Origin of the sequence: Streptomyces sp. NBC_01171, assembly GCF_045039805.1 — a bacterium.
Lineage (GTDB): Bacteria > Actinomycetota > Actinomycetes > Streptomycetales > Streptomycetaceae > Streptomyces.
Genome location: NZ_CP108609.1, coordinates 116,662 through 142,520, shown reverse-complemented (window position 1 = coordinate 142,520; position 25,859 = coordinate 116,662). Strand labels below are relative to the sequence as shown.

Here is a 25,859-nt window from a genome sequence, read left to right as displayed (position 1 = left end):
TTCTGCCGTACGGCGCGAATCGGCCGACGAACGCCTGCGCGCGAACCGTTGACGCGTCCCCGTCCCTGCCGCATCATCGACGCACCCGCTCGCTGTCATCGATGACATGAGTCAACGATGACATCTCCCGCCGACGCCAGGGACGACGGCACCGGCGGCCTGCCCACTTCTCCCCGGACCCGTGCGCCCCGCGCGTCACGCTCCGCCGCGGGGCCGACCGCAACACAGGAGATGTCATGAGCTCCGTACGTGGAGCGCGGCCCGCCCGCGCCTGGCTGATCGCGGCGTCACTGTCCGCCTGTGCCCTGGCGGCCACCTCGCTCACCCCGCCGGCGGCCGCCGCCGACGCACCGCCCTACACCGAGACCTACCGTCCCCAGTTCCACTTCACCCCCGAGAAGAACTGGATGAACGACCCCAACGGTCTCGTGTACTACCAGGGCGAATACCACCTCTTCTACCAGTACAACCCCAACGGCAACTCCTGGGGCGACATGTCCTGGGGCCACGCGGTCAGCACCGACCTCGTGCACTGGAAGCAGCTCCCGCTCGCGCTGTCCCACGACGACAAGGAGATGGTGTTCTCCGGCAGCGCGGTGATCGACCGGAACAACACCAGCGGCTTCGGCACCCCGGACGACCCGCCGATGGTCGCCGTCTACACCAGCGCCTTCAGAGACGGCGGCAAGCAGGCCCAGTCCCTCGCCTACAGCACCGACCGCGGCCGCACCTGGACCAAGTACCAGGGCAATCCCGTACTGGACATCGGCTCCACCGAGTTCCGGGACCCCAAGGTCCAGTGGTACGCGCCGGCCAAGAGCTGGCTGATGACCGTCGCACTGCCCACCGAGCGCAAGGTCCGCTTCTACACCTCCAAGAACCTCAAGGACTGGAAGCAGCTCAGCGAGTTCGGCCCGGCGGGCGCGACCGGCGGCGTCTGGGAGTGCCCGGACCTCTTCCCCCTCGCCGTCGACGGCAACCCGCGCAAGGTCAAGTGGGTCCTGGTCACCAACGTCAACCCCGGTGCGGTGGCCGGCGGTTCGGGCACCCAGTACTTCACCGGTGACTTCGACGGCACCCGGTTCACCCCGGACGACGACGGCAGCTACACCCCGCCGTCCGGCACGGTGGTCCAGGACTTCGAGGGGGCCGGCTTCGATGACTGGACCGCCACCGGCACGGCGTTCGGCGGCGGGCCGGCGTCCGGCGCGGTGGACGGCCAGCAGACGGTCACCGGCTTCGACGGCAAGGGTCTGGCCAACAGCTTCCACGGCGGCGACCCGAGCACCGGCACCCTCACCTCACCAGCCTTCACGGTGAGCACCCCGTACCTGAACTTCAAGGTCGGCGGCGGACGCCATCCGCACGAGCCCGGCACCGCCGTGGACCGCGGCCCCACCCCCGAGGGGACCGTCCTCGCCGACTTCGAGGGCGGCACGTACGGCGACTGGACCGCGACCGGCGACGCCTTCGGCACCGCACCGGCCACCGGCACCCTCCCCGACCAGCAGCAGGTCTCCGGCTGGCTCGGCGACGGCCTGGTCAACACCTACCGCGGCGGCGACACCGCCACCGGCACGCTCACCTCACCCGAGTTCACCCTGGACAAGGACTACCTCGACTTCCTCGTGGGCGGCGGCAACCACCCGGAGGGCTCCGCCGACCGCACCGCCGTCGAACTCGTGGTGGACGGGCGTACGGTACGCACCACCACCGGCCGCGACTCCGAGGCGCTCGACTGGGCCTCCTGGGACGTGCGCGACCTCAGAGGCAAGCGGGCCCGCATCCGGATCGTGGACGACAACACCGGCCGCTGGGGCCACCTCGACGTCGACCACCTCGTCCTCTCCGACACCCGCGCCGAGCCCCTCACCCAGGAGACGGCCGTCGACCTGCTGGTCGACGGCGAGGTCGTCCGCAGCGTCACCGGCCCCGACAGCGAGGCGATGGACTGGGCCTCCTTCGACCTGCGCCCCTACCAGGGCCGCACCGCGCGCATCCAACTGGTCGACCGCAACACCGGCGGCTGGGGCCACATCCTCGCCGACAGCTTCACGGCAGCCCAGGCACCCGCCCGCCCGGCCGTCGACCGCGCCTCCTGGGTCGACTACGGCAAGGACCACTACGCGGCCGTGACCTGGAACGACGCGCCCGACGGCCAGCGGTACATGATCGGCTGGATGGCTGGTCTCGACTACGCCGGCGCCACCCCCACCACGCCCTGGCGCAGCGCACAGACCGTTCCCCGCCGCCTGACCCTCCGCACCGTCGACGGCCGCGCCCGCCTGACCAGCGAGCCGGTGGCGGCGCTCTCCACCCTGTGGCGACAGCCCACCACGACGGCGGGCCTCACCGTCACCAACGCCTCACGCCCCCTCCCCGCCACGGGCGACGCCCTCGACATCGAGGCCACCTTCTCCCTCCGCGACGCCGCCCGCTTCGGCCTCAAGGTCCGCACGGGCAGCGGGGGAGAGGAGACGGTCGTCGGCTACGACCGCACGACCGGCGAGATGTACGTCGACCGCACCCACTCCGGGGTCACGGACCTCAGCCCGTCGTTCCCGGGAGTGCACCGGGCCCCGCTGAAGCCGCGTGACGGGAAGGTGCGGCTCCGGATACTCGTCGACTGGTCCTCGGTCGAGGTCTACGGGGGCGACGGCGAGGCGGCCATCACCGACCTGGTGTTTCCCGACCCCGCTTCCGACGGGGTCCAGGTGTTCGCCGAGGAGGGCTCGGTGAAGCTGGACCGGGTGACGGTGCGGCAGGTGGGTTCGTACCGGCAGTGACGCTGCGGCCGGGCACCCTTCGCATTTCGCTGGGGGTGCCCGGCCCGCTCGCTACAGGTACGGCCGGGTGATCAGCTCGATCGCGTGCCCGGCGGGGTCCTTGAAGTACACACCCCGCCCGCCGTGCTCATGGTTGATCTCCCCGGGCCGCCGCATCTGCGGATCGGCCCAGTGCACGACCCCGCCGTCCCGGAGCCGCTGGTAGGCGCGGTCGAACAGCTCGTCGTCGACGAGGAACGCGTAGTGCTGCATCTGGATCTCGACCGGCGGCTCGGCGAACTGGAGCAGCACCCCATCACTGAGCTGCACATTCACGAACGGCCCCCAGGACGGCGCCTCCGGCACCTCCAGCAACTCCCGGAAGAACCGGGCCGATTCCTCACGGTCCTTGGCGGCGACGATGGTGTGGTTGAACGCTACGGACATACGACTGACCTCACAGTGGGCTCGGACTCGGACGCGATGACGTTCGAGCCACGGAGGCCCCCGCGCCGTCAGCCGCCCACCGGCTGACCGTCCTGTGCGTGGCTTGACGCCGATCCGGTGTTCACGCGGGGGAGGCTACCGGGTGGCGGGGGCCGGGGCCAGCGGTCACGGATACTCACTGCCCCACCCTCCCGTCGATCCGCTCCCGCAACAGATCGGCATGCCCGCAGTGACGCGCGTACTCCTCGACCCGGTGCACCAGCAACTCCCGTACGGCGACGCCCTCCTTGCCGACACGCGCCCCGAGATCCGCATGCTGGGCCAACGCGGCATCGGTCGCCGCCTGTTCACGCTCCAGATCACGGAATGCTTCGTCGACAACGCCCTGTTCACCGACGGCGCCCTCGAAGTCCGCGTCCCGCACCCCGTACAACTTCGGCAGCGGCTCACCCTCGCTGATCCAGTTCCGCCAGTCCCGCTCCACCTCGGCGAGATGCCGGACCAGTCCGAGGAGCGACATGGTCGAGGGCGGCACCGACCGGAGCGCGAGCTGCGCCGCGTCGAGGCCGTCGCACTTCATCCGCAGGGTGAGGCGGTAGTTCGACAGGTAGTCCTGGAGGGTCGCCAACTCGCCCTCGGGACTGGGACCTTCACGCGGGTCGTCGTCCGGATCGGCCCACATGTCGGGGTAGACGGTCGCCTCGGTCCATCGCGCTGGCTGCTCAGTCATGCGCTGCATGCTCGCGGGTGCCCACCCGGCGGCGCCACCGAGTTATCAGCGCCCTTCCTACCCGTGGGCGTCTTCCCCGATCACGTCCCCGTGACCAAGCGCATCGGCACCCGCACCGCGCGCGAAGGAGATCACCGTCCCCGTCCTGGCGATCAACAGCGCACTGGACGCCCCCGGCGTGCTCAGCACCGTGAAAGCGCTTGTCAGCACGACCGGGATGCGACGCAGTAACGGTGCGACTGGCATCGCACGCGCCGCAGGTGTTAACTCGGTAACAGTCGAGGGATAGGGGCAGGGCGATGGCCGACCAATCGCCGCCCACGCGCACAGCACCGCGCCCGGAGCCAACGACCACGGCCGCGGCAGCCCCACGCCCCGGCCTGCGCGGCCGCTTGGGCGACGCCCTCTTCCGCGCTGTGGCCGGCCCCGGCGGCCTCGAAAGCCGACGCCGCGTCCACGGCACACCCGGCCCCCGCTGGTTCGCCCCGAACCGCCCGGTCCGCGTGGTCCACGGTGACGCGTCCATGTTCCCCGGCGGCCTGGCCGCCCTGCTGCTCCAGTCCCTGCACCCCCTGGCGATGACGGCGGTGGCCGACCACTCCGACTACCGCAACGACCCCTGGGGCCGCCTCGCCCGCACGAGCACGTTCCTCGCGTACACCACGTACGGCGCGGCGGACGACGCCCAGCGAGCCGTCGACCGCGTACGAGCGGTCCACGAGAACATCCGGGGCCGCACGCCGGACGGCGAGCCGTACCACGCCGCCGACCCCCACCTGCTGGCCTGGGTCCACAGCGCCGAGGCGTACTGCTTCCTCACCGCCCACCAGCGCTACGGCAAACACCCGCTGAACGCAGCGGGCCGGGACGGGTACGTGGCCGACATGGCTCGGGTCGCCACCGCAATGGGCATCGGCAACCCCCCGACAACGGTGAAGGAACTCCACGACCGTCTGGACTTCTACCGCCCCGAACTACGCCTGACTCCCCAGACCCGAGAGGCAGTTCACTACATCCTCCTACGCCCACCCCTCCCCGGACCCGTCCTCCCCCCGTACCTCCTCCTCGGCGCCGCAGCCGTCTCCCTCCTCCCCGCCTGGTCCCGCGACCAACTGGGCCTCCCGGTACTGCCCCGCACCGAACGCTGGTGCGTAGCCCCGGCCGGGGCAGTGGTGACGGCCCTGATCAGATACCTACTCCCACCGCCACCACCACCCCGCGCCTGAGAAGCCGCTACTTCAGCTTCACCGCGTCCCCGCCCGACGCCACCTGTGCCGTCGTCGTGGTGCCAGGGAAGAACCACCGCCAGGTACCTGCCGAGTTGGCGGTGGCGGTGGTGCTGAGCTTGCCGGTGCTACTGGTCTTCACCGTCTTGACGGTGCTGAACTGAGAGGCGCCGGACTTCTTGAACTGGAGCTGTACGGCCTGGCCGGAGAACCCGTGATACTTCAGGTCCTTCCAACTCGCCCGGGTCAGGCTTCCGGTGACGGTCAGCTTGTGGCCCTTGGTGACCGGTTCGGGCGACGCGTTCGTCGTCAGCTTCGAGGCGCGCTTCATCTTGAACTGCGCGATGCGGTCGGAGATCCAGTAGTCGCCGTCCTTGGCCTTCACGGTCGCGTTGACCTGCCAGGTGCCGGCCGCCGCATCGGGGTCGGGCATGCTGCCGGGGAGCCAGGACGGGCTGACCGTCATCGTGGCCGTGCACACCGAGGTGGTGGAGCTCTTCTTCTCGCACCGGGTGCCCACCCAATCGCTGAAACCCCAGCCGTTGTTCGAGTTGAACACGCTGATGTCCGTCAGCCCCTTCACCCCGGAGTTGTCCCGGATGGTGACGGCGATCGGATAGGTGATGGGCTTCGACGTCCCCACGCCGACGTTCTTCCCGCCGTTCACGACGGTCTTCGTGACCCGCACGTCCCCCCGACCCTCCGCGTGAGCGACGGTCGTGGACAACAGCGTCAGGGCAACCGCCGCACCGGCCATGCCCCAGGCCACTGCGGCCGATCTTCTTTTCATGATCCCTCCCCTGTGATGTGGGAGGGGAGAATACACAGTGGTCAACGACGAACCGTACGAGCGTTCCCCTCCTAGGGGGCATCACGTGTCTCTACGTCGGCTAGGCCCCCGTCCACGGCCCTGAGGGGGGTGTTGACCCCGCCGCGCGCGGCATTGCTGGCCAGTGCCCGCCGCTGAACGCGCCTTCAGGCCCTCTCGCCGTGCGCGAGGGACGAGACGTAGTCCCACAACTCCCCCCGGACCTCCTCCGAATCCCCACCCGCCCCGATCGGGTACGTGGTCGGCCGCGGCCGCCGATCATGCCAGAACAGCCCGTCACTCTCGGTGGCCTCCGAAGCCGTGCCCAGCCAGACGATCGTGTCGGCCCCCTGCTCGGGACTACGGATGATCGGCCGGGTCACCGCCCGGAAGACCGGAAGCCACTGCCGTACCCCCTCGGTGTCCGCCCACCCCGGATGCATCGCGTGCACATGCACACCCTGGTCGTGCAGCCGCTCGGCCCACTGCTCGGTGACCACGAGCTGGGCCCGCTTGGTCCGGGCGTAGAACTTCTTCGGGCTGTACGGCGTCTCCTCGGACTCCGGATCACCCGCAGGAAGCTGCTGGCCGTACTGCCCGCCCGAGGTCACGTTGATCACGACCGAGGGCGCGGAGCGCACGAGCAGGGGCGTCAACTCCTCGATCAGCACCCAGGGCGCCAGCACATGCGTGGCGAACGTCAGCTCGACCCCGTCCACGCTGTACTGCCGCTCGCCCGGCATCACCCCCGCGTTGTTGACCAGCACGTCCAGCCGGTCTTCCTCCTCCAGGAATCGCGTGGTGAAGTCCCGCAGCGCGGCCCGACTGCTGACGTCGCACACGACGGGCCGTACGTCGACGTCATCGCCCGCCTGCTCCCGCGTGAGCGCGGCGGCCTCCTCGGCACGCTTCTCGTTACGGCCCAGCACCCGCACCGAGGCCCCGAGCTTCGCGAAGCCCACGGCGGACGCGAGACCGACCCCGGACCCCGCGCCGGTGACGAGGACGACCTTGCCGTCCATCCGCTCGGGCCCGTCGGGCCAGTCCGGCAGCGCCTTGCGCAGGAGCAGTCCGGGCCACCCGTAGCCCAGGACGACGGAGCGGTCGAGGGCGGTGTCGATCAGGGAAGTGACACTCATGGCATCCGCAGTACCCGTACGCGCCGCACTCACACGGCCGAGCGCCCCTCGCCCCACGGATGGGGGAGGGGCGCTCGGCGGTCGGGGGTCAGGCTTTGTGCTGCATGCTGCTGCGGGCCGGATTGCCCTGGTCCGCCGCCTTCGGGTCCTTCTCGTCGGCCTTGGACCGCACGCCCTCGGCGATCCGCGCGCCGATCTTGGGGTCGATGTTGGACCAGTACTGGAAGGCACGCTCGAGAACAGGCTCCGACACGCCGTTCAGGAGGTGGCCCACGACGTTGTCCACGAGCCGGTCGCGGGCGTCGTCGTCCATGACCTCGCGGACGAGGGTGCCGGGCTGCCCCCAGTCGTCGTCCTCCGCGTGCGAGACGTAGGCGGTACGGGTGATGTCGCCGTCGGTGTGCCAGCTCGGCGGGGTGCCGTACCTGGCGGTGTCGGCGGCGGGGCCGCCCTTGGAGTTCGGGGCGTACACGGGGTCGCTGGTCTTGCGGTACGCCATCGCGCCGTCCTTGGAGTACGTGTGGACGTCGGTGATGGGCGCGTTGACCGGGAGCTGGGCGTAGTTCGCGCCGATGCGGTAGCGATGCGCGTCGGCGTACGAGAAGAGCCGGGCCAGCAGCATGCGGTCGGGGCTCGGTCCGATGCCGGGCACGAAGTTGTTCGGCTGGAACGCGAGCTGCTCGATCTCCGCGTGGTTGTCCGTCGGATTGCGGTCCAGCGTCATCCGGCCGACCTCGATCAGCGGGTAGTCGCCGTGCGGCCACACCTTGGTCAGGTCGAAGGGGTTGAAGCGGTAGTCGGCGGCGTCCGCGTACGGCATGATCTGCACGTACAGCGTCCAGCTCGGGTGCTCACCGTCCCGGATGTGCTCGAACAGATCACGCGTGTGGTAGTCGGTGTCGGCCGAGGCCATCTGGTCGGCCTCGTCCTGGGTGAAGAACTCGATGCCCTGGTCGGTCTTGAAGTGGTACTTGACCCAGAACTCCTCACCGGCCTCGTTGATCCACATGTACGTGTGCGAGGTGTAGCCGTTCATGTGCCGCCAGGTGCGCGGTACGCCCCGGTCGCCCATGAGCCAGGTGACCTGGTGGGCCGACTCGGGGGAGAGGGTCCAGAAGTCCCACTGCATGTCATGGTCACGCAGGTTGTTGTCGGCGCGGCGCTTCTGGGACCGGATGAAGTGCTGGAACTTCATCGGGTCCTTGACGAAGAACACCGGGGTGTTGTTGCCGACCATGTCGTAGTTGCCTTCGCTGGTGTAGAACTTCACCGCGAAGCCGCGCGGGTCACGCCAGGTGTCCGGGCTCCCGCGCTCCCCGGCGACGGTGGAGAACCGGGCGACCAGATCGGTACGCGTGCCCGGCTGGAAGACGGCCGCCTTCGTGTACGGGGTGACGTCCCCCGTCACCTCGAAACGCCCGAAGGCCCCGCTGCCCTTGGCGTGCGGCTGCCGCTCGGGAATGCGCTCCCGGTTGAACTGGGCCATCTGCTCGATCAGGTACGCGTCCTGGAGCAGGATCGGTCCGGCGGGGCCGACGGTGAGCGAATGCTCGTCGCTCTCTACCGGGGCGCCGGAGTCGGTGGTGGTGCGGGGGGTCTCGGTCATGGTGAGCTCGCGGTTCCTTTCCAAAGCGCCGAGTCCGACGGGTGCCGTGTGCCGGGCCGACGGTTATGGGCTTAGGGGTACCGGATGACCGGGGGTGGGGGGTGGCAAACATGGGCGGGGGCGGGATGACCTGGGTGGGTGCAGCGGGGTATTTTTTTCGGACTCAGGGACGGGGGTCCGGGGCATCGACAATGGCGGCCAGGAGACCGGGCAGGGCCCGCTCGAGGTCGCTGGTGCGCGGCGTGTTCATACGTGCGGTGCCCAGGTAGTACTGCCTGATGACGCCGGCCTGCCGGGGTACCTCGACTCCGGAGCGCCTTCGGATGGAAGTTGGTGTTCCTGCTCATGGCCGGGATGGCGTCCCCGCCGATGGTGACCGATTGGCCGTCCACTCCGTACTGGGCTGTCGCGGTGGCGGCCGGCACCCGGAAGATCGGGGCGGGCATCGTCTCGCCCAGGCCCGCTGGGCCTGACCGAGGGCCTCGTCGCCCGGCTCGCCCACCTCATGGGCGACTTGGTCTCGCGTGCCCCCAAGCGAGATATGGTTCCGCCGCTTCACCTCCACCCCGCACCGCAACCTGGTCTGCTCCCGTGACCTGCTGGACGCCGGGGCCGCCTACGCCACCCGCGTCTTCTGGGCCCCGCCGCCGACTTCCCCCTGGTCAGCATCCAGGCCAACCCGGCCACGGCGCCGGGCCGGGGAGGCATCATCCTGCCCGTGGAGGACGGCCGCTGGATCGTCACCCTCTCCGGCGCCCGCGGCGGCGAACCCACCGACGACCCCGACGCGTTCACCGGCTTCGCGCTCGGCCGGTCCTCGCCGTCGCCCCCACGCCCGTGCGGGTCCCCCGCGTACCTCCTGCCTGCCGTGCCGACTTCCGCTCCGGCCCCCTGACCTGCCCGTTGCCGCCTCCTCCAGCCCCCTGTGCCGTTCGGTTGCTTGTTTGGCCTGTGTAGGTCAGGGCCGCTTTGGCCTGCTGTTGCGGTCTTCTGTGGGTCGGTCAGGGCGGGGAGGGTGGGGGGTGTTCGGGTGGCTGGGTGGGAGAGGGGTCGTGGGGATGTCGTTGGTGGGCCGGTCGGTTCTGCGGGTGATCGTGGCAGGTGTGGTCGTGGTGGCGGGGGCGGGTGGGGTGGCGGGTTCGGCTGCCGCGGCTGGCGCCTCCTCGTCGGTGGCGGGTGTTTCGTCGTCGGCTGGTGTGGCCTCGTCGGTGGAGGGTGTCGCCTTCCCCGAGGCTGGTGTCTCTTCGTCGGTGGTTGTTCCTGCTGTGGTTCGTGCTGCTGCTGTTCGTGTGGCGGTGGTGTCTCGTTCGGTTGGTGGTGGGGCGGGTTTGGATGATTCGGGGTGGCAGGGGAGTGGGGTCTGAGGCGGGGGTGGGGGTGAGGGGTGTGGTGGGTGTGGAGGGTCTGGATTATGTGGGCGGGTTGCGGGATGGGGTGGGTCAGGGGCCGGTGGTGTGGGTGCCGGTGGATGGGGTGGGGGTGGGGTTCACGCCGCGGGGGAGTGGGGTGGATGAGGGGTTTGTGGGGGAGCTTGCGGAGTCGGAGTCCGGGTGGCCGGCGATTGTGGTGCATCGGGCGTCGATGACGGTGGTGGATGGGGTGCACCGGTTGTGTGCGGCGCGGATGCGGGGTGAGGAGCGGATCGCCGTCCGGTTTTTCGATGGTGCGGTGGAGGATGCCGCGTTGTTGGCGGTGGCGGTGAATGTGACGCACGGGCGGGCGTTGCCGGTGGCGGACCGGGTGGCGGCGGCGGAGCGGATGGTGGTGGAGCGGCCGGGGTGGTCGGACCGGGCGGTGGCGGCGGTGGCGGGGTTGTCGGCACGGAAGGTGGCGGAGGTGCGGCGTGCTTGTGGTGCGGACACGCCGGTGTCGGGGGTTCGGGTGGGGCGGGACGGGCGGGCGCGGGCGGTGGGTGCGGGTTCGGCGCAGGCGCGGGAGGTGGCGTGCCGGTTGTTGCGGGAGGAGCCGGGGGCGTCGTTGCGTCAGATCGCGCGGCGGGCCGGGTTGTCTCCGGCGACGGTGGCGGATGTGCGGGACCGGTTGCGTCGGGGTGAGGATCCGTTGCCGCCGCGGCAGCGGGCGGCGCAGTCGCGTACGGCTGCGTGCGCGGCCGGTCCGGAGGGGGTGGCCGTGGTGCGTGTCGCCGGTCCGGCGCCCGCCGAGTCTGCCGGGCTGTCCGGTGCCGAGTCCGCGGGGACGTCTCCCGCTGCGGGTGCCGGGCTGTCCGGTGCCGGGTCTGCTGGGTTGCCGGTCTCGTCTGGTGGGGTGTCGGCGGGTGTGACGCCGTTGATACGTGCGCACGCCCAGCCGGGTCGGCAGGCCGTGCGGTCGCGTTCCCGGGGTTCCAGGAGCCCTGTCGAGCTGCTGGCGATCTTCGATGCGTTGCGGCGGGATCCGTCGCTGCGGTTGAACGACGCGGGCCGGAACGTGTTGCGGTTGCTGGATGCGTGTGCGGTGGTGGTCCGGGACCGCCGGCGCCTCGTGGACGCCGTTCCCGCCCACTGCCGGAGTCCGCTGTCGGAGCTGGCCGAGGGATACGCCGAGGTCTGGCATCTGCTGGCGGAGGAACTGTGCGACATGGACCTGGCGGACACGGACCTGTCCCAGCCCTCCTCCCTGGGCGCCTGACAGCACCGGCCCCGCCCTGCAGCCCCCGGCCCGGCTCACCCCCTACGGGGCGCCGGGCCGGGGGTCGGCCTGCTTAAGGTCCCGGACCAGGACCTCGGGCGCGGGCGCCGGGACCTCGCCCGGCCCTCCTCCCTGGGCGCCTGACAGCACCGGCCCCGCCCTGCGGCCCCCGGCCCGGCTCACCCCCTACGGGGCGCCGGGCGGGGGCCGGCCTGCATGAGGTCTCGGACCAGGCCCTCGGGCGCGGGCTGCCTGAGCGAGGTCGGCCCGCGTGGGAGATGAAGACCGATCGCCGGAGGCGGTGTCGTGGCGTTCTGGCAGGGCTCTTCTCCGCCTCTTTCTGGCGGCATCGTGTGTCCGATTGCCAGCCCTGCTCGCCTGCGAACCCGTCCCCCCGGCGCGGTCCGGTCCGGTCCGGTCGGGTCCGGGGCGTCTTTACCGCCGGTGCCCGGAGGTCGTATCCCTGGCCCGCTCGTTCCGGGGCTCGTCCCTGGACATCTGCGCAGCCTGGCACAGGGTCTTTTCGCTGCCGTCCCCTCCCGGCTGGTCACGCCGCTCGGGCCTGTCGGCCGGGGCGGCCCGCCGGTGTCTTCCGGCTGCGGGGCGGCCTTCACCTGCTGCTCGCCCACCTGCCTGTTGCTCCTCCCCGTACGGGCGGAGGGGGCGGACCCCGGCTCGTATCCGGAAAGGCACCGCGCCCTAATGCCGCGAGAAGGAGCCGCCCTGCGCGGCTGCGCCCTGCCCCGGTACAGGTGCCGTGCCCCCGCTGCCGCACGCCGCCCGGCAGGACACCCGGGCGCCGGTCCGGTCCGCGCGTTCCACTGCGCCTGTCCGCAGCGGAGTCCCCCTTCCTGCTTCGGTCCGTGCCGTGTTCGGGGAGCTGTGTCCCGCCGCTGCGGCGAGGGACCCGTCCCGACGTTCCCTCTCCCGGGCGGGGCCTCCGGGTTCCGGTCCGGTGCGCGTGTTCAACTGCGCCTGTCCGCAGTTGACCCCCTCTTTCTCCTTCGGCCGCGCCCACGCAAAAAGATGCCGTGCCCCGCTGCCGGAAAGAGGACTGCTCCACGCCGAAAAAAGGGGGGGGGCGTGCTCCGCTGCGGCCCCTCGGTTGGTTATCTGGGTGGAGGCCGGCCCGCCGCGTTCGACTGCGCTCGTCCGCAGTCCCCCCTTTTTCCTTCCGTCGTGTCTCCGTAAAAGGAGCCGCGTCCTGCCGTCGTATGAGGGAGCCGTGTCCCGCTGCCGCGCCTGCTGCCCGGTTTAAGTTAGGAGTCGCTCTCTGCTGCTGCCGTCCACCCGGCAACCCCGGACCCTGGCGTGCCCCGCTGTGCGTGTTCAACTGCGTTCCTCCGCAGTTGAGCACTCTTTTTTCCTGCGGGCTGGCCGCGTGAAAGGCCCGCACCCCGTCGTCGTATAAGGGAGCCGTGCCCTCACGCAGTGGAGGGAACGCCCTGCCGCTGCGAAAAGATCCGCCCCCTGCCGCCGCGGTACGGAGGTGCGCCCTGCTACCGCGCCCCACCTGGAATTACCCCCCCCGTGCCCCCCGGCCCCGTCGTGTCCGGTGTTCAACTGCGCCCGTCCGCAGTTGACCCCCCAGCCCTCGGTTGCCTCTCTTCTTTCCGCCTGTCCCCGCGCGTTTCCGCATATCCGGCCGCCCCACTGTTCAGGTTTTTCTTCCGTTGACGTCCCGCCCCGCTCGGGGCGAGTATTTGGTCATCGCCGGAACACCCCGGCGGAAATTACTGGGAAACAAGAGGGAGTGAACAACATGGAGAACACCGTGGCGTTCGACGACATCGAGTTCATCGAGACCTCCGCCGAGCTGCTGGCGACGTCGTACTACGTCAACATCCAGTAATACCGATGCGGCCGGAGGGGCGGCCCGTACCAACAGGCTGCCGCCCCTCCGCCGCATAAAAAGGTTTCGTTCCACGCCATCGGGCATCGAAAGGAATGCAATGTACGACTTCACATTCGAAGATCTGGTGGGGGACGAGAAGGTCTTCTTTGCCGAGTACTTCGACAAGAAGCCCCTGCTGCGGAAGAACGCGATGCCGGGCGACGTCCGGGACATCCTGTCCATCCGCAAGCTCGACGAGCTGCTGCACATGGAATCGATCCGGCCGCCTTACATCAAGGTCAACCACAACGGTTCCGGTGTGCCCGAGAAGGGCTACACGCGCAGTGTCGTCGTGCAGGGCGTGAACATCACCGACACGGTCGTGCCGGAGAAGATCTACGAGCTGTTCAGGGCCGGCGCGACGGTCACCTGGTGCTCGCTGAACCAGATCGTGCCCGAGCTGCGGGACTTCACCCGCGTCATCAGCGACAAGATGGCCGTGCGCACCGACGTGGTGGGGTTCATGACGCCCACCAAGAAGCGCGGCTACCTCCCGCACCACGACCCGGTCGACCTGTTCATCGTGCAGCTCGAGGGCACGAAGCGGTGGAAGCTGTGGGACCTGCCCGCCCAGCGGGACGGCGACAACGCCTCCTACACCGACGAGGAGCTCGGCGAGCCGGTCATCGAGGTCCTCCTGGAGCCGGGTGACGTCCTCTACCTGCCCTACAACACCCCGCACGCGGCCGCCGCCGAGGACCAGGTGTCCCTGCACCTGTCGATCATGATGCGGCCCCGCATGTGGAAGGACCTGCTGCGCGAGACGTTCGAACAGGCCGCTTCCGGGCCGGAGTTCAACCAGTACCCGCACATCGGTGCCCTGCGTGGCGCCGGCACCGAGGCCCTGTTCCGGCAGAAGATCGCCGCGCTGGCCGCCCGTATGGACGCCTTGGACAGCGGCGCCGAGCTGGACCGGCTGGCCGAGCTGGGCCGCACCATGCCGGGCAGTTCGCACGGCACCACCTTCCAGACGATCGCCGAGACCGACCGCATCACCCCGACCGTCCTGCTGCGCCGTACGGCGGCCGTGGTGGAGTTCGGCGCGAACGACGGCGGCCGTACCCAGATGACGGTCAACGGCCACAAGATCGCCGTCCCCACCCCGGTCGCCGAGACCCTCGCCGGCCTGGAGGCCGCCGACGTCCGAGCCGGCGACATCTTCCCCGGCGTCGACCCCGACCGGGCCACCAAGGCCGCCCAGGGACTGACCCGCCTCGGCGTCCTCGAAGTCGCCACCCACTGAAAACACCGGGCTCCGCCCCCGGCAGGCGCCACCCGGTCCCGCACCGGCACGAGAACACCGGGCCCCGCCCCGGCTCGTGCCGGCCGGTACCGGGGTGTGCCGGCCCGGCACCAGCGGCTTTCCGCCGACTGCTGCCGGGCCGCCGGAACCGGCACCCGCACGAGAGCACCGGGCACCGCACCGGTACGTGGCACCCGGCCCCCGGGTACCGCGCCGGCAGGTGAACACCGCGCGCCACACGGCGCGTGACACCCGGTACGGCCCCGCCCCTCGTGAACACCGGGCACCGCCCCCGCACGTCACCCCCGTTACCGCCCCCGGTAGTCGAGCACCGGGACACGGCACCGGGCCCGTGACACCCGGTTACCGCACGACACCGGGTACCACACCGGCCCTTAACACCCACTACCACCTCGGCAGTTGAAACTCGGGGCACCGCCCCGGCGGGCCAGCGCCGGCGGTCCGGTACCGGCAGGTGAACACCGGGGCATCGGCCCGGAGGGGCGAAATCCGGCCACGGCCAAGGAAGTTGAACACCCGGCACGGCCCCGGAAGCTGACCACCGGGCCCGGCCTCGGCAGGGGAGAGCTCCAACCCCCGCCCCGCACCTGCCGTCCCCCGGGAGGGGCCCCGTACCTGCCTGCCCCTTCCCTCAAGTCCCCGCACCGGCACCACAGTTCCCACCCCGGCCCCACCCCGTCCGCTGGAGGCGAAGAGCGTGGACACATCCACGACCCCCCAAGGCTTCGAAGACCTCGTCGGAGACCGTCAGGTCTTCTTCCAGGAGTACTTCAACCGCAAGCCGCTGCTGCGCAGGGGCGCCCTGGACGGCCGGACCCGGGATCTGGTGTCGGTGCGGCAGCTCGACGACATCGTCGCGTTGGAAACCGTCTCACCCGCCTACCTGCGCATCGCCAAGGACGGCCGCGGCGTGCCGGGCAAGGCCTACACCCGGACCGTCACCGACCGCGGCGCGGCGCTGGCCGAGGCGGTCGTGGCCGAGCAGGTGTATGAACTGTTCCGTTCCGGCGGCACCGTCACCTGGAACGCGCTGAACCACTTCCTGCCCGCCGCCCGCCACCTGGCCGACCTGTTCGCCCGGACCTTCGCCTGCCCATGCGAGGTCGTCGCCTTCCTCACCCCGGCCGGCAAGGACGGCTACGCCCCGCACCACGACCCGGTCGACGTCTACGTCATCCAGATCGAGGGCACCAAGGACTGGCGGATCTGGGAACCGCCGGCCGGCCGCCGCGCCGACAAGGCCTCCCACCGGCCCGAGGACCTCGGGCCGCCCGCCATCGAGACGACGCTGCGTGCGGGTGACATCCTGTACCTGCCCTACGGAACCCCGCACGCAGCGGCCGCCAAGGACCAGGTGTCCCTGCACCTGTCGGTCACCGTCGAGCCGCGCCGCTGGCGCGACCTGCTGGCCGAGACCGTCCAGCACCTCCTCGAAGACCCGGACTTCGACGGCTTCCCGCACCTCGCCGACCCCACGCACCCCGGCACCGCGGCCACCCTGAAGACCCTGTCCGCCCGGCTCGCGGACCTGCTGGCCGGCGCCGACGCGGCCGCGGAGACGGACCGGCTGCGCGAGACGGGCCGCGCCCGCGCCGGGGCCGGCCGCCCCCGGGAGTTCGAACGCCTGGCGTCCGCGGACGTCCTCGCCCCCGCCGCCCTGCTGCGCCGCAGCCCCGTCCCCCTGGAGATCGGGCCGAGCGACGGCGCCAAGAGCGCCCTGCTCGTCAACGGCCACCGCCTCAACGTGCCCGACGCCGTCGCCGACGCCCTGCGCGGCCTTCAGGACGGCCGCGCGGTGACGGCGGCCCGTTTCTTCCCGGGCGTGGACGAAGCCCGGTCCGTGCACGTCGCCCAGGGGCTGACCCGTCTCGGGGTGCTGGAAACCGCCGATCGTACGAGGAGCTGACACCTCACCATGTCCGACACCACCCCACCCACCCCCGCCGCCCCGGCCGCGGCCCCTGCCTGGCGGGACGTCTACGTCCTGGCCGGCATGCGGGGGCTGTCCTTCGCCGGCGACATCGCCGCCGCCACCGCCCTGACCCTGCTGCTCCAGGCCAACGGCGCCGGATCGTACGCGGTCATGGCCCTCCTCCTGGCCGCCGCCGTACCGCCGGCGCTGCTGGCCCCGGTCACCGGCCGGTTCGCCGACCGCTTCGACAGCCGCCGGCTCATCATCACGGTCGCCTCGCTGCAGATCCTGGCCTGCCTGGCGATGACCCTGACCACCACCCCGGCCCTGCTGATCGTCCTGGCCGTGCTGCTCTCCACCGGACTGGCCTTCACCCACCCGGTGTTCGCCGGACTGCCCGCCGCGATGGTCGGCAAGGACAACGTCCCGCGCGCCTCCGCGATCTCCCAGACCACCGCGATGGCGGGCATGGTCATCGCCCCCGGCATCGCCGGTTTCCTCACCGCCCACTTCGGCGTCCGCCTCTCCCTGCTTCTGGACGCCGCATCCTTCGCCGTCGTCGTCGCCGGCGCCCTGACCATCCGCACCCGCCTGCACCACACCACCCCCGCCGCCACGGCCCCCGGCACCGCCGGGCAGAAGGCCGCGCCCGCCTACCGGGTGGGCAGCGACCGCTTCCTGCGCTCCATCCTCGCCGTCAGCGGCGTCGTCATGGCGGCCGCCAGCATCATCAACGTCCTCATCGTCTTCTACGTCCGCGACACCTTCGGCGGCTCCGAGGAGACCTACGGGCTGATCATGTCCGCCTGGATGGCCGGCCTGGTCCCCGGCGCCCTGCTGGTCCGCCGGGTCAAGAAGCTCAGCCACGAGGCCCTCCTGATCGGCTCGTTCCTGTGCATCTCGGTGGGCATCCTCGCCACCGGCCTGGCCCCGGGCGCCTGGTGGATCGTGCCCTGCTACGTCATCGGCGGCTTCGGCAACGGCGCCCAGGCCACCGTCACCCACATCGTCATCAACCTCCGCGTCCCCGACAGCCACCGCGGCCGCGCCTTCGCCGCCCTCGGCGCCGTCTCCAACACCGGCCCCGCCCTGGGCTACCTGATGGGCGGTGTCATCCTCGGCTTCATCCAGCCCCGCTACGCCTTCCTCCTGGCCGGTACCTGCTCCCTGCTCGCCGTCCTCGTCTTCCACCGCGCCCTGCTGCACACCGCGGACACCACCCCCGAACCCGCGGACACCACCCCGGACCCGGCCGCGGGCACCGCCCGCCCCGAAACCACGGACACCGCACCGGACTTGGCCCCGGACACCGCCGCGCGCACCGCCCGCGCCGAAACCGGGCTCACCGTCACCGAGCCGGCCGCAGGCACGCTCACCGAGCCGGCCCTGGACACCGTCGCGGAACCGGCCGTGCTCGCCCGTCCCGTCCCGGACAAGGCCGCCTCCCGGTGAACGCGGTCACGGCGTACGACGTCGACACCGATCCGTCCGTCCGGCCGCAGGACGACTTCCACGCCCATGTCAACGGCCGCTGGCTGGAGGCGTTCCGGCTGCCCGAGCACCGGGCCGAGGCGACCCTGCTGTCCCTGCTGGGCGAGAAGGTGCAGGACGACGTCGTCGCCGTGATCCGCGACAGCACCCCGCCCCAGACCACCGGGGCGGGGGGTGCGGGGCGGCAGATCGCCGACCTGTACGCGAGTTTCATGGACGAGGCGGGCATCGCCGAGCGCGGCCCGGCCGATCTCACCGCCCTCCTCGATGCCGTCCGCGCGGTCACCGGCCGCGCGGAGCTGGCCCGCCTGATGGGCCGCCTGCAGCGCGAGGGGGTCGGTGGCCCGGTGGAGGCGACCGTGGAGGCCGACACCACCGGGGTCCGCGGCTACCTGCTCACCCTCACCCAGTCCGGTCTCGCCCTGCCCGGCGGCCCGGCCGCCTACCTGGACCCCGGCCACGCCCCGCTGCGCGAGCAGTACGCCGGACACGTGCGGGCCGTTCTGGACCTGGCCGGCCAGCCCGATCCGCATCAGGCGGCGCAGGCGGCGGTGCGGGTGGAGAGCGCGCTGGCCGCCGCCCACACCCGCCCCGACGCCTCCGGCCGTATCCGGGCCCAGGCCCAGGTGACCACCGCCGCCCACCTCACCACCGGCACCGGCACCGGCGCCGGGGACGGGGAGGGTGGTTTTCCGTGGGGTGCGTTCCTGGACGGTCTCGGCGACATCCCGCCCGCCGCCCGCCTCCAGATCCGCCCCGGCCCCTACCGGCCCGCGCTGGACGCCTGGTGGAACACCCACAGCCTCGACGAGTTGAAGCTGTGGCTGCTGTGGCTGCAGGTGCACGAGGCGGCCCCGTTCGCGCCGGCCGCCCTGTTCGCGGAGAACTTCCGCTTCTACGGCCAGGTCCTCACCGGCTCCCGCACCTCCAGGCCGCGCTGGATGCGGGCGACGTCCTTCGTGCAGACCGTCCTGGGGGACGAGGTGGGCGAACGCTACCTCCAGCAACATCTCGCGCCCGGCACCCTGAAGGCCGCCGCCGATCTGGTGCAGGCCCTGGTGACGGCCTACCGGGGCTGTCTGGAGCGGGCCGGGTGGATGACGGCAAGCACGCGGGAGGCGGCGCTGGCGAAACTGGACGCCCTGCGCGTGGAACTCGGCCACCCCCGCGACACCGCCGCACGCGGCGCCCTGCACACCGACCCGGCCGATCTGCTGGGCAATGTGCGCCGGGGCCGCGGCCGGTCCTTCGACCGCCAGTTGGGCCGCCTCGGCGGCGACGTGGACCGGGGTGAGTGGAAGGTGTCGCCGCAGACGGTCACCGCCTACTACCGGCACGGCCTGAACCAGGTGGTCGTCCCCGCCGCGCTGCTGCAGCCGCCGCTGTTCGACGCGGGCGGCGACATGACCCGCAACTTCGCCCTGCTCGGCTCGGTCATCTGCCACGAGATGTCCCACGCCTTCGACAGCCGGGGCTCGCGCTACGACGGCGAGGGCCGGCTGCGCGAGTGGTGGAGCCAGGAGGACCGCGCCGAGTACACCCGGCGCACCGCCCTCCTCATCGACCACTACGACCGCTACGTCCCCGAGGGGCTGGACGGGGAACACGTCAGCGGCGCCCGGACGGCGGGGGAGAACATCGCCGACATCACCGGGCTCACCGTCGCGCACACCGCGTTCGCCGCCCACCTGGCCGCCTCCCGCCTGACCGGGGCGGAACGGGAGGCCGAGACCCGGCGGTTCTTCGTGCTGTGGGCGACGATGTGGCGGGTCAAGCGCACGCCGGGCCGTATGCGCGAGCGGCTAGCCCACGACCGGCACGCCCCGCCCCAGGTGCGCTGCAACGCCGTCCTCGGCCATGTCCCGGCGTTCTACCGGGCGTTCGGCGTCACCGAGACCGACTCGATGTTCATCCCGCCCGACGCCCGGTTCACGCTGCTGTGACCGGCACGGCCGGCTGACGCCCCGCCCAGGAGGCACACCATGGCCCACGCCCACGCCCGCCCCGCCGCCCCCGCACGCCGGCCGGCCCCCCGTCCCGCCGCCCCGGACACGCCGCCCGTCCGGTCCGGGTACGCGCCGGTGCGGCCCTGCCCTGTGCCGGGCGACGGGCAGGCCTGGCATCTGCTGCGCCTGGTGCCCGGCCCGGACATCGCCGTCCCCGCGGCCGCCTCGCTCCTCGCCGTCGACGTCCCCCCGGCGGCAGCCCTCCTGGACCGCCTCACCGCCGGCGGCCTGTGCGAACAGACCGCCCCGGGCCGCTACCGCCCCCGCTCCGCCCCGCCGGCCCACCCCGCCACCGTCCGCCCCGGCGACGGCGCGGCCCTGCGCCGCCTGATCGGCCACTACCTGCACACCGCCCACCGCGCGGACCGCGTCATCGCCCCCCACCACCCCGAACTCCCCCTCACCCCCGCGGAGCCGGGCTGTGTGCCGGAGGAACCCGCCACCCGGGAGGCGGCGCTGGCCTGGCTGGACGAGGAACACACCACCCTGACCGCGGTGCGGGAACTGGCCCGTGACACCGGCCGGCGGTGGACGGTGTTCCACCTGGCGGCCTGCCTCAACGCGCACTACGTCCGCCGCGGCCACATCGCCCTGCAGCAACAGCAGTGGGCGGACGTCCTGCGCGCCGCCCACGCCTTGGGCGACCCGGAGGCGCAGGTCACCGCCCACCGCTACGCCGGGCAGGCGGCCAGCCGCGCCGGCCGGCACCCCGACGCCCTCGCCCACCTGGAGCGGGCGGTGCGGATCGCCGAGCGCCACGGCCGGCCGGGCCCGCAGGCATGGGCGTACTACATCCTGGCCTGGACCGAGGAGATGGCCGGGCAGGACGCGGCGGCCCTGACCCACGCGGTGTGCGCGGCGGCGCTGTTCCGGCGCGCCCAGCAGTGGACGGCCGAGGCCGACGCCCTCAACGCCGCCGGCTGGTACTTCACCCGCCTGGGCGATCCCGCCCAGGCCGAGCGGTACTGCGCCCGCGCCCTGGACCTCTCCCGCCGCCACCGCTACCTGGGCGGGGAGGCGGCCGCGCTGGACAGCCTGGGCCTGCTCGCCCAGCAGGCCGGCCGGCACGAGGACGCGGTGAGCGCCTACCGGGCCGCCCTCGCCCACTGCCGGACCCTGGGCAACACCTACCAGGAGGCCGGCGCCCTGGACCGCCTCGGCGACAGCTACGCCGCCACCGGCCGCCCGGCCGACGCCCGCACCGCGTGGGGGAGCGCGGCGGCGGTGTACCGGGCCCAGCACCGCCTGCAGGAGGCCGCCTCCGTCGAACGGCGCCTGGCGGCCCTCTCCTGAACCACGGCACCACGCGACCCAGCACGCACAAGGCACCACCCCGGGCAGCCCCCGGAAAACGGCACACCCGCCGAAGTGACCGACCTCGACCGACTTCAAAAGGAATCCGAGATGTCCTCTGTCCTGGAGATGCCCCCCGAAATCGAGCAGAGCGAGAAGATCGCCGTGTTCTGTGGCGCCCGCGACGGCGCCCGCCCCGACCATCTGCTGCTCGCCCGCGAATTCGGCACCGCGCTGGCCCGCCACGGTCTGGACCTGGTGTACGGCGCCGGCGGGGTGGGGGTGATGGGCGCGGTGGCCCATGCCGTCATGGACGCGGGCGGCGGTGTCACCGGAGTGGTGCCCCGTTTCCTGCACGAACGCGAGCGCGCCGACAACGCGCCGGGCGCGCTTTTCCTGGTGCGTTCCATGCATGAACGCAAAGCACTCATGTACCGGCTATCCACGGGTTTCGCGGTGCTGCCGGGCGGATTCGGGACGCTGGACGAGCTGCTGGAGGTGGCGACCTGGAACCAGTTGTCGCTCATGCGTAAACCGATCGTCGTGGTCAATCACCACGGATTCTTCGACCCCCTGCTGAGCATGCTGGACCACCTCGTCCAGGAAGGGTTTCTCAAGGCGGGGGAGCGGAGCCTGATCCAGGAGGGCCGGGACGTCGAGGACGCCATCGACCTGCTCACGGCCTCCCGCACCGAGCCGGCCCCGGCGACCGCCTGACTCCCGCCCCACCTCCCCGCACCTGTTCGAGGGCGCCCCCACCGCATTCGCGGCGGGGGCGCCCTCGCTTGTTTTTCCGGGAAAAAGTGTCCAGGAATGGTGTCCAACTTTCCCGGCAAAGACCGTGGTTGACGCCGGGGGCCTCAAGGGGCGAATATTTCATCACCGCCGGGAAACACCGGAGGAAACCGAGATGGTAAAGGAGTGAGCATCATGGAGAACACCGTGGCGTTCGACGACATCGAGTTCATCGAGACCTCCGCCGAGCTTCTCGCGACCTCGTACTACGTCAACATCCAGTAATTAGCTGCTGCGGCCGGAGGGGCGGCCCAGTTTCCTGAACCGCCCCTCCGCCGCAACAAAAAAAACAATGAGAATATGCAGGCGCGAAGACGAGAAAAACCGTCTTCGCGCCTTTTTGCTGTTCAATTCCATCATCATTGACTGCTCTTTCGTACCGCCTCTAAATTCGAAGGCATGAAGTTCACAGACATTGATCTCCTTCCTGTTCTGGGAAAGCCGACGCTGTCGGGCGACGGCCGGTTCGCCGCGGTGGCGGTGACGCGTCCCGACCTGGCCGCCGACGGGTATGTGTCCGAGCTGTGGCTGGCCGAGACCGACGGCAGCCGGCCCGCCCGCCTGCTCACCCGCGGCCCGCACGACGCCGCCCCGGCGTTCTCCCCCGACGGACGCCACCTGGCGTTCCTGCGCCCCGTCCCCGGCGGGCCCGGCCAGATCCACCTGCTGCCGCTGGACGGCGGCGACGCCCGCCCCGTCACCAGCCACCCCATCGGCGCCGGCCAGGCGGTGTGGAGCCCGGACTCCACCCGCATCGCCTACATGGCACGGGTGCCCGCCCCGGGCCGCTACACCGGCGCCCCGCAGAACGAGGCCCCGCGCCGCATCACCACCCTGCGGTACTGGGCGGACGGGTTCGGGTTCACCTACGACCGGCCCCGCCACCTCTTCGTCACCGACCCCTTCGCCGACGACCCCGCCGCCACCGTCCAGGTCACCGACGGCGACTTCGACCACGCGGACGTCTCATGGAGCCCCGACGGCCGGCTCCTGGCCTTCACCGCCGCCCGCCACCAGGGCGCGGGCGACGACCTGCGCAACGACCTGTGGGTGTGCGCCCCCGACGGCAGCGGCCTGCGCGCGCTGACCGACGGCGGCCTGATCCTGGGCTGCCCCCGCTTCGCCCCCGACGGCGCCACCCTGTGCTTCGCCGCCGAGCCGCTGGACGAGAACAACAACGCGTTCGCCACGATGAGTTACGGCCTGTGGTCCGCCCCCGTCGACGGCTCCGCCCCGGCCCGCCGCCTCACCCACGAGGACTACCACCTCAGCTTCGCCAGCCAGATGATCCACCCGGTCGCCGACGGCGTGCTCTTCGCCGCCGACCACCGCGGCGAGGTCCACCTGCTGCTCGTCCCCTACGACGGCAGCGCACCCACCCCGCTGATCACCGGGGCCCGCCAGGTCAACGCCTACACAGCCGTCGACACCCCGGACGGCCGGGTCGTGGCGGCCGTCGTCTCCAGCGCCACCAGCGCCGGCGACCTGGTCAGCCTCCGCGACGGCGAGGAACACCTGCTCACCGGCTTCGGCCCCCGCCTGACCGAACAGACCGACCTCCTGCCGGTGGAGGAGTTCACCGCCACCACCGAGGACGGCTACGACCTCCAGGGCTGGATCGTCCGCCCCCGCGGCGAAGGCCCCCACCCGGTCCTGCTCCAGATCAAGGGCGGCCCCTACACCCAGTTCGGCTACACCCTGAACGGCCCCGCCGCCCTCGACGAGGCCCTGGTGTACGCGAGCGCCGGCTACGCCGTGGTCCTGGGCAACCCGCGCGGCTGCTCCGGCTACGGCCAGGAGCACGGCATGCACGTCGTGGACGACCTGGCCCGCAAGACCGCCCCCGACCTCCTGGCTCTGCTGGACACGGCACTTCAGGCACCGGACCTGGACGGCGGCCGGGTCGGGGTGATGGGCGGGTCCTTCGGCGGCTACATGGCGGCCTGGATGGCGGCCCACCACGGCGAACGGTTCCGCGCGTTCATCGGCGAGCGCGGCCTGTACGCGGTGGACAGCTACGCGGCCTCCAGCGACGACGGCGTGAACGTCGCGATCGCCCTGTACGGCGCCGACCCCGCCCGCTGGGCGGAGAAGAGCCCGCTGACCTACGTCGACTCCATCACCAAGCCGGTGCTGATCATCCAGTCCGACGAGGACCGGCACTGCCCGATGGAACAGGCGCAGCGGCTGTTCGTGGCCCTGAAAACCCGCGGCGTCCCGGTGGAGCTGCTCCTGTTCCCCGGCGAAGGCCACGACCTGTCCCGCTCCGGCCTGCCCAGCCACCGGGTGGCCCGCTTCGAAGCGGTCCTCGAATGGTGGGACCGCCACCTCTGATCGGCCCCGGTCGGCCGGCCCCCGCGCCCGGCCCCGCCCCCCGGCCCCGTCGGCCGGCAGGGCGTGCGGCCCCGGTACCCGCCACCGGGGCCGGGGCCCGCCGCACCACCCCCGCACCCCCTGCACCCCCCTTTGTCGTGCAGGGCTCGACTCAACGGATCTGGAGGACTCATGAGTCAACCAGTGGCCCACCGCCGCACCGCCCAGCCCGCCGTCGACGCCGAGCGGCTGCTGCGCCGCGTCGAGGAACTGGGCCGTATCGGCCGTGACCCGGTGACCGGCGGCATCACCCGCGAGGGCTTCAGCCGCGCCGACCGCGAAGCCCGCACCTACGTCCTGGAGGAGAGCCGGGCCGCGGGCCTGGCGACCTCGGTGGACGCGGCCGGGAACCTCATGGTCCGCACCCGCCAGCCGGGCACCACTCCTGCCCGCCCGGCCGTCCTGATGGGCTCCCACCTGGACACGGTCGTCAACGGCGGCCGCCTGGACGGCGCCTACGGTGTGCTGGCGGCCCTGGAAGTGGTGCAGGCATTCGCCGAGTCGGGCATCGAGACCGCGTTCGAGCCGGTGGCGGCCGCCTTCTCCAACGAGGAGGGCGCACTGTTCCCGCAGCCGTTCTTCGGCTCGTCCGTCCTGGCGGGCCGGCTCGCCGACCTGCCCCGCGAACCCCTCGACCACGACGGCCACCCCCTGCGCGGACCCCTCGCCCTGGCCGGCGGCGACCTCGACGCCCTGGGCAGCGCCGTCTGGCCCGCCGAGTCGCTGGCCGCCTACCTCGAACTCCACGTCGAGCAGGGGCCCGTGCTCGAACGCGCCGGCAACCGGATCGGCGTCGTCGACGGCATCACCGGACGCACCGTCCTCACCGTCGAGATCAGCGGCGGCGCCGGCCACTGCGGCACCGCCCCGATGCCGGGCCGCCGCGACGCCCTGGCCGCGGCCGCCCGCGCCACCCTGGCCGTCGAACGCCTCGCCACCACGCTGGACCTGTGCCGGGTCGCCACCGTCGGCCGCCTCGACATCCACCCCAACTCGCCCAACACCATCGCCGACACCGTGCGGCTCACCGCCGACCTGCGCGACACCGACGCCGCCCGCATGCGGCAGGCCGAAACCGTCCTCGGTCGCGAGCTGGACAACCTCGCCCGGCAGACCGGCACCCGCATCGAGACCCTCGCCCGCACGTACTCCGCTCCGGTGTCCACCAGCGAGCACCTGCGCGGCCTGATCGAGGAGAGCTGCCTGGAACTGGGCGCCCCGTACCAGTCGCTGCCCAGCGGCGCCGGCCACGACGCCCAGGTCGTCGCCGACCTCACCCCCACCGCCATGATCTTCGTGCCCAGTGTGGGCGGCGTCAGCCACGTCCCCCACGAGGACACCCACCCCGCCGACCTGGTCCTCGGCGCCGAGATCCTGCTGCGCACCGCCCTGAAAACCGCCCACGCCCACTGAGCCCCCAGCCGCGGCCGGGACGTGTTCAACTGCGTCACTTCGCAGTTGAACACCGAAACCAGGGAAACC

Annotated in this window: 16 protein-coding genes and 1 pseudogene; 12 read left to right on the top strand and 5 right to left on the bottom strand. The window is 71.8% G+C overall.

The window, feature by feature from the left end; translation table 11 throughout:
• Nucleotides 1–236: 236 nt before the first annotated feature.
• Nucleotides 237–2,786, top strand: coding sequence for a GH32 C-terminal domain-containing protein (locus tag OG448_RS00675; protein ID WP_405550603.1), 2,550 nt, complete (start codon nucleotides 237–239; stop codon nucleotides 2,784–2,786).
• A gap of 51 nt (nucleotides 2,787–2,837) precedes the next feature.
• Here the strand turns inward: OG448_RS00675 and OG448_RS00670 are convergent, their stop codons facing one another.
• Together OG448_RS00670 and OG448_RS00665 are read right to left on the bottom strand one after the other, a co-directional pair.
• Nucleotides 2,838–3,212 (bottom strand): VOC family protein, encoded by a 375-nt coding sequence (locus tag OG448_RS00670; protein WP_030813530.1) that lies wholly within the window; start codon nucleotides 3,210–3,212, stop codon nucleotides 2,838–2,840.
• Between the two features lie 175 nt (nucleotides 3,213–3,387).
• Nucleotides 3,388–3,951 carry a DinB family protein gene (locus tag OG448_RS00665; RefSeq protein ID WP_405550601.1) on the bottom strand — a complete coding sequence of 188 codons (564 nt, stop codon included), beginning with the start codon at nucleotides 3,949–3,951 and terminating at the stop codon, nucleotides 3,388–3,390.
• Nucleotides 3,952–4,241: 290 nt separating this feature from the next.
• Between OG448_RS00665 and OG448_RS00660 the strand changes: the two genes are divergently transcribed.
• Entirely contained in the window at nucleotides 4,242–5,168 is a 927-nt protein-coding gene (locus tag OG448_RS00660; protein ID WP_405550599.1) for an oxygenase MpaB family protein, read from the top strand.
• A 7-nt stretch (nucleotides 5,169–5,175) separates the two neighbouring features.
• Here OG448_RS00660 and OG448_RS00655 read toward each other — a convergent pair whose 3' ends face one another.
• The 3 genes from OG448_RS00655 to OG448_RS00645 form a co-directional block, all read right to left on the bottom strand.
• Nucleotides 5,176–5,925, bottom strand: coding sequence for a hypothetical protein (locus OG448_RS00655; RefSeq protein WP_405558621.1), 750 nt, complete (start codon nucleotides 5,923–5,925; stop codon nucleotides 5,176–5,178).
• Nucleotides 5,926–6,143: 218 nt separating this feature from the next.
• On the bottom strand, nucleotides 6,144–7,115 hold the full coding sequence (locus OG448_RS00650; protein WP_405550596.1) for an SDR family NAD(P)-dependent oxidoreductase: 972 nt from the start codon (nucleotides 7,113–7,115) through the stop codon (nucleotides 6,144–6,146).
• 88 nt (nucleotides 7,116–7,203) lie between these two features.
• Nucleotides 7,204–8,721 (bottom strand): catalase, encoded by a 1,518-nt coding sequence (locus OG448_RS00645; RefSeq protein ID WP_405550594.1) that lies wholly within the window; start codon nucleotides 8,719–8,721, stop codon nucleotides 7,204–7,206.
• 463 nt (nucleotides 8,722–9,184) lie between these two features.
• On the opposite strand from OG448_RS00645, the pseudogene OG448_RS00640 reads away from it, so the two are divergent.
• The 10 genes and pseudogenes from OG448_RS00640 to OG448_RS00595 all read left to right on the top strand — a co-directional run.
• Nucleotides 9,185–9,544, top strand: a pseudogene (locus OG448_RS00640) (hypothetical protein); the annotation flags it as partial.
• A 563-nt stretch (nucleotides 9,545–10,107) separates the two neighbouring features.
• On the top strand, nucleotides 10,108–11,349 hold the full coding sequence (locus tag OG448_RS00635) for a hypothetical protein (protein ID WP_405550593.1): 1,242 nt from the start codon (nucleotides 10,108–10,110) through the stop codon (nucleotides 11,347–11,349).
• Nucleotides 11,350–13,301: 1,952 nt separating this feature from the next.
• Entirely contained in the window at nucleotides 13,302–14,486 is a 1,185-nt protein-coding gene (locus OG448_RS00630) for a cupin domain-containing protein (RefSeq protein ID WP_405550592.1), read from the top strand.
• A gap of 718 nt (nucleotides 14,487–15,204) precedes the next feature.
• The gene (locus tag OG448_RS00625) at nucleotides 15,205–16,413 is read left to right on the top strand and encodes a cupin domain-containing protein (RefSeq protein ID WP_405550589.1); all 1,209 of its coding nucleotides are present in this window, start codon (nucleotides 15,205–15,207) and stop codon (nucleotides 16,411–16,413) included.
• A 9-nt stretch (nucleotides 16,414–16,422) separates the two neighbouring features.
• Complete coding sequence (locus OG448_RS00620; protein WP_405550588.1) at nucleotides 16,423–17,871, top strand: MFS transporter; 1,449 nt, start codon at nucleotides 16,423–16,425, stop codon at nucleotides 17,869–17,871.
• Nucleotides 17,868–19,853 (top strand): M13-type metalloendopeptidase, encoded by a 1,986-nt coding sequence (locus OG448_RS00615; RefSeq protein WP_405550587.1) that lies wholly within the window; start codon nucleotides 17,868–17,870, stop codon nucleotides 19,851–19,853. Before OG448_RS00620 ends, OG448_RS00615 begins: the two co-directional genes overlap by 4 nt.
• A gap of 39 nt (nucleotides 19,854–19,892) precedes the next feature.
• Nucleotides 19,893–21,209: a tetratricopeptide repeat protein gene (locus OG448_RS00610; protein ID WP_405550584.1), complete on the top strand. Its 1,317-nt coding sequence runs from the start codon at nucleotides 19,893–19,895 to the stop codon at nucleotides 21,207–21,209.
• 75 nt (nucleotides 21,210–21,284) lie between these two features.
• Nucleotides 21,285–21,926 carry a TIGR00730 family Rossman fold protein gene (locus OG448_RS00605; protein WP_405550581.1) on the top strand — a complete coding sequence of 214 codons (642 nt, stop codon included), beginning with the start codon at nucleotides 21,285–21,287 and terminating at the stop codon, nucleotides 21,924–21,926.
• A 477-nt stretch (nucleotides 21,927–22,403) separates the two neighbouring features.
• On the top strand, nucleotides 22,404–24,338 hold the full coding sequence (locus tag OG448_RS00600) for a S9 family peptidase (protein WP_405550579.1): 1,935 nt from the start codon (nucleotides 22,404–22,406) through the stop codon (nucleotides 24,336–24,338).
• Between the two features lie 171 nt (nucleotides 24,339–24,509).
• On the top strand, nucleotides 24,510–25,790 hold the full coding sequence (locus tag OG448_RS00595) for a Zn-dependent hydrolase (RefSeq protein WP_405550577.1): 1,281 nt from the start codon (nucleotides 24,510–24,512) through the stop codon (nucleotides 25,788–25,790).
• Nucleotides 25,791–25,859 lie beyond the last annotated feature (69 nt).

Excerpts from the sequence above, each read along its gene's own strand:
- OG448_RS00675 (WP_405550603.1), top strand. The coding sequence starts at position 237 with ATGAGCTCCGTACGTGGAGCGCGGCCCGCCCGCGCCTGGCTGATCGCG.
- OG448_RS00670 (WP_030813530.1), bottom strand. The coding sequence starts at position 3,212 with ATGTCCGTAGCGTTCAACCACACCATCGTCGCCGCCAAGGACCGTGAG.
- OG448_RS00665 (WP_405550601.1), bottom strand. The coding sequence starts at position 3,951 with ATGCAGCGCATGACTGAGCAGCCAGCGCGATGGACCGAGGCGACCGTC.
- OG448_RS00660 (WP_405550599.1), top strand. The coding sequence starts at position 4,242 with ATGGCCGACCAATCGCCGCCCACGCGCACAGCACCGCGCCCGGAGCCA.
- OG448_RS00655 (WP_405558621.1), bottom strand. The coding sequence starts at position 5,925 with ATGGCCGGTGCGGCGGTTGCCCTGACGCTGTTGTCCACGACCGTCGCT.
- OG448_RS00650 (WP_405550596.1), bottom strand. The coding sequence starts at position 7,115 with ATGAGTGTCACTTCCCTGATCGACACCGCCCTCGACCGCTCCGTCGTC.
- OG448_RS00645 (WP_405550594.1), bottom strand. The coding sequence starts at position 8,721 with ATGACCGAGACCCCCCGCACCACCACCGACTCCGGCGCCCCGGTAGAG.
- OG448_RS00630 (WP_405550592.1), top strand. The coding sequence starts at position 13,302 with ATGTACGACTTCACATTCGAAGATCTGGTGGGGGACGAGAAGGTCTTC.
- OG448_RS00620 (WP_405550588.1), top strand. The coding sequence starts at position 16,423 with ATGTCCGACACCACCCCACCCACCCCCGCCGCCCCGGCCGCGGCCCCT.
- OG448_RS00610 (WP_405550584.1), top strand. The coding sequence starts at position 19,893 with ATGGCCCACGCCCACGCCCGCCCCGCCGCCCCCGCACGCCGGCCGGCC.
- OG448_RS00600 (WP_405550579.1), top strand. The coding sequence starts at position 22,404 with ATGAAGTTCACAGACATTGATCTCCTTCCTGTTCTGGGAAAGCCGACG.
- OG448_RS00595 (WP_405550577.1), top strand. The coding sequence starts at position 24,510 with ATGAGTCAACCAGTGGCCCACCGCCGCACCGCCCAGCCCGCCGTCGAC.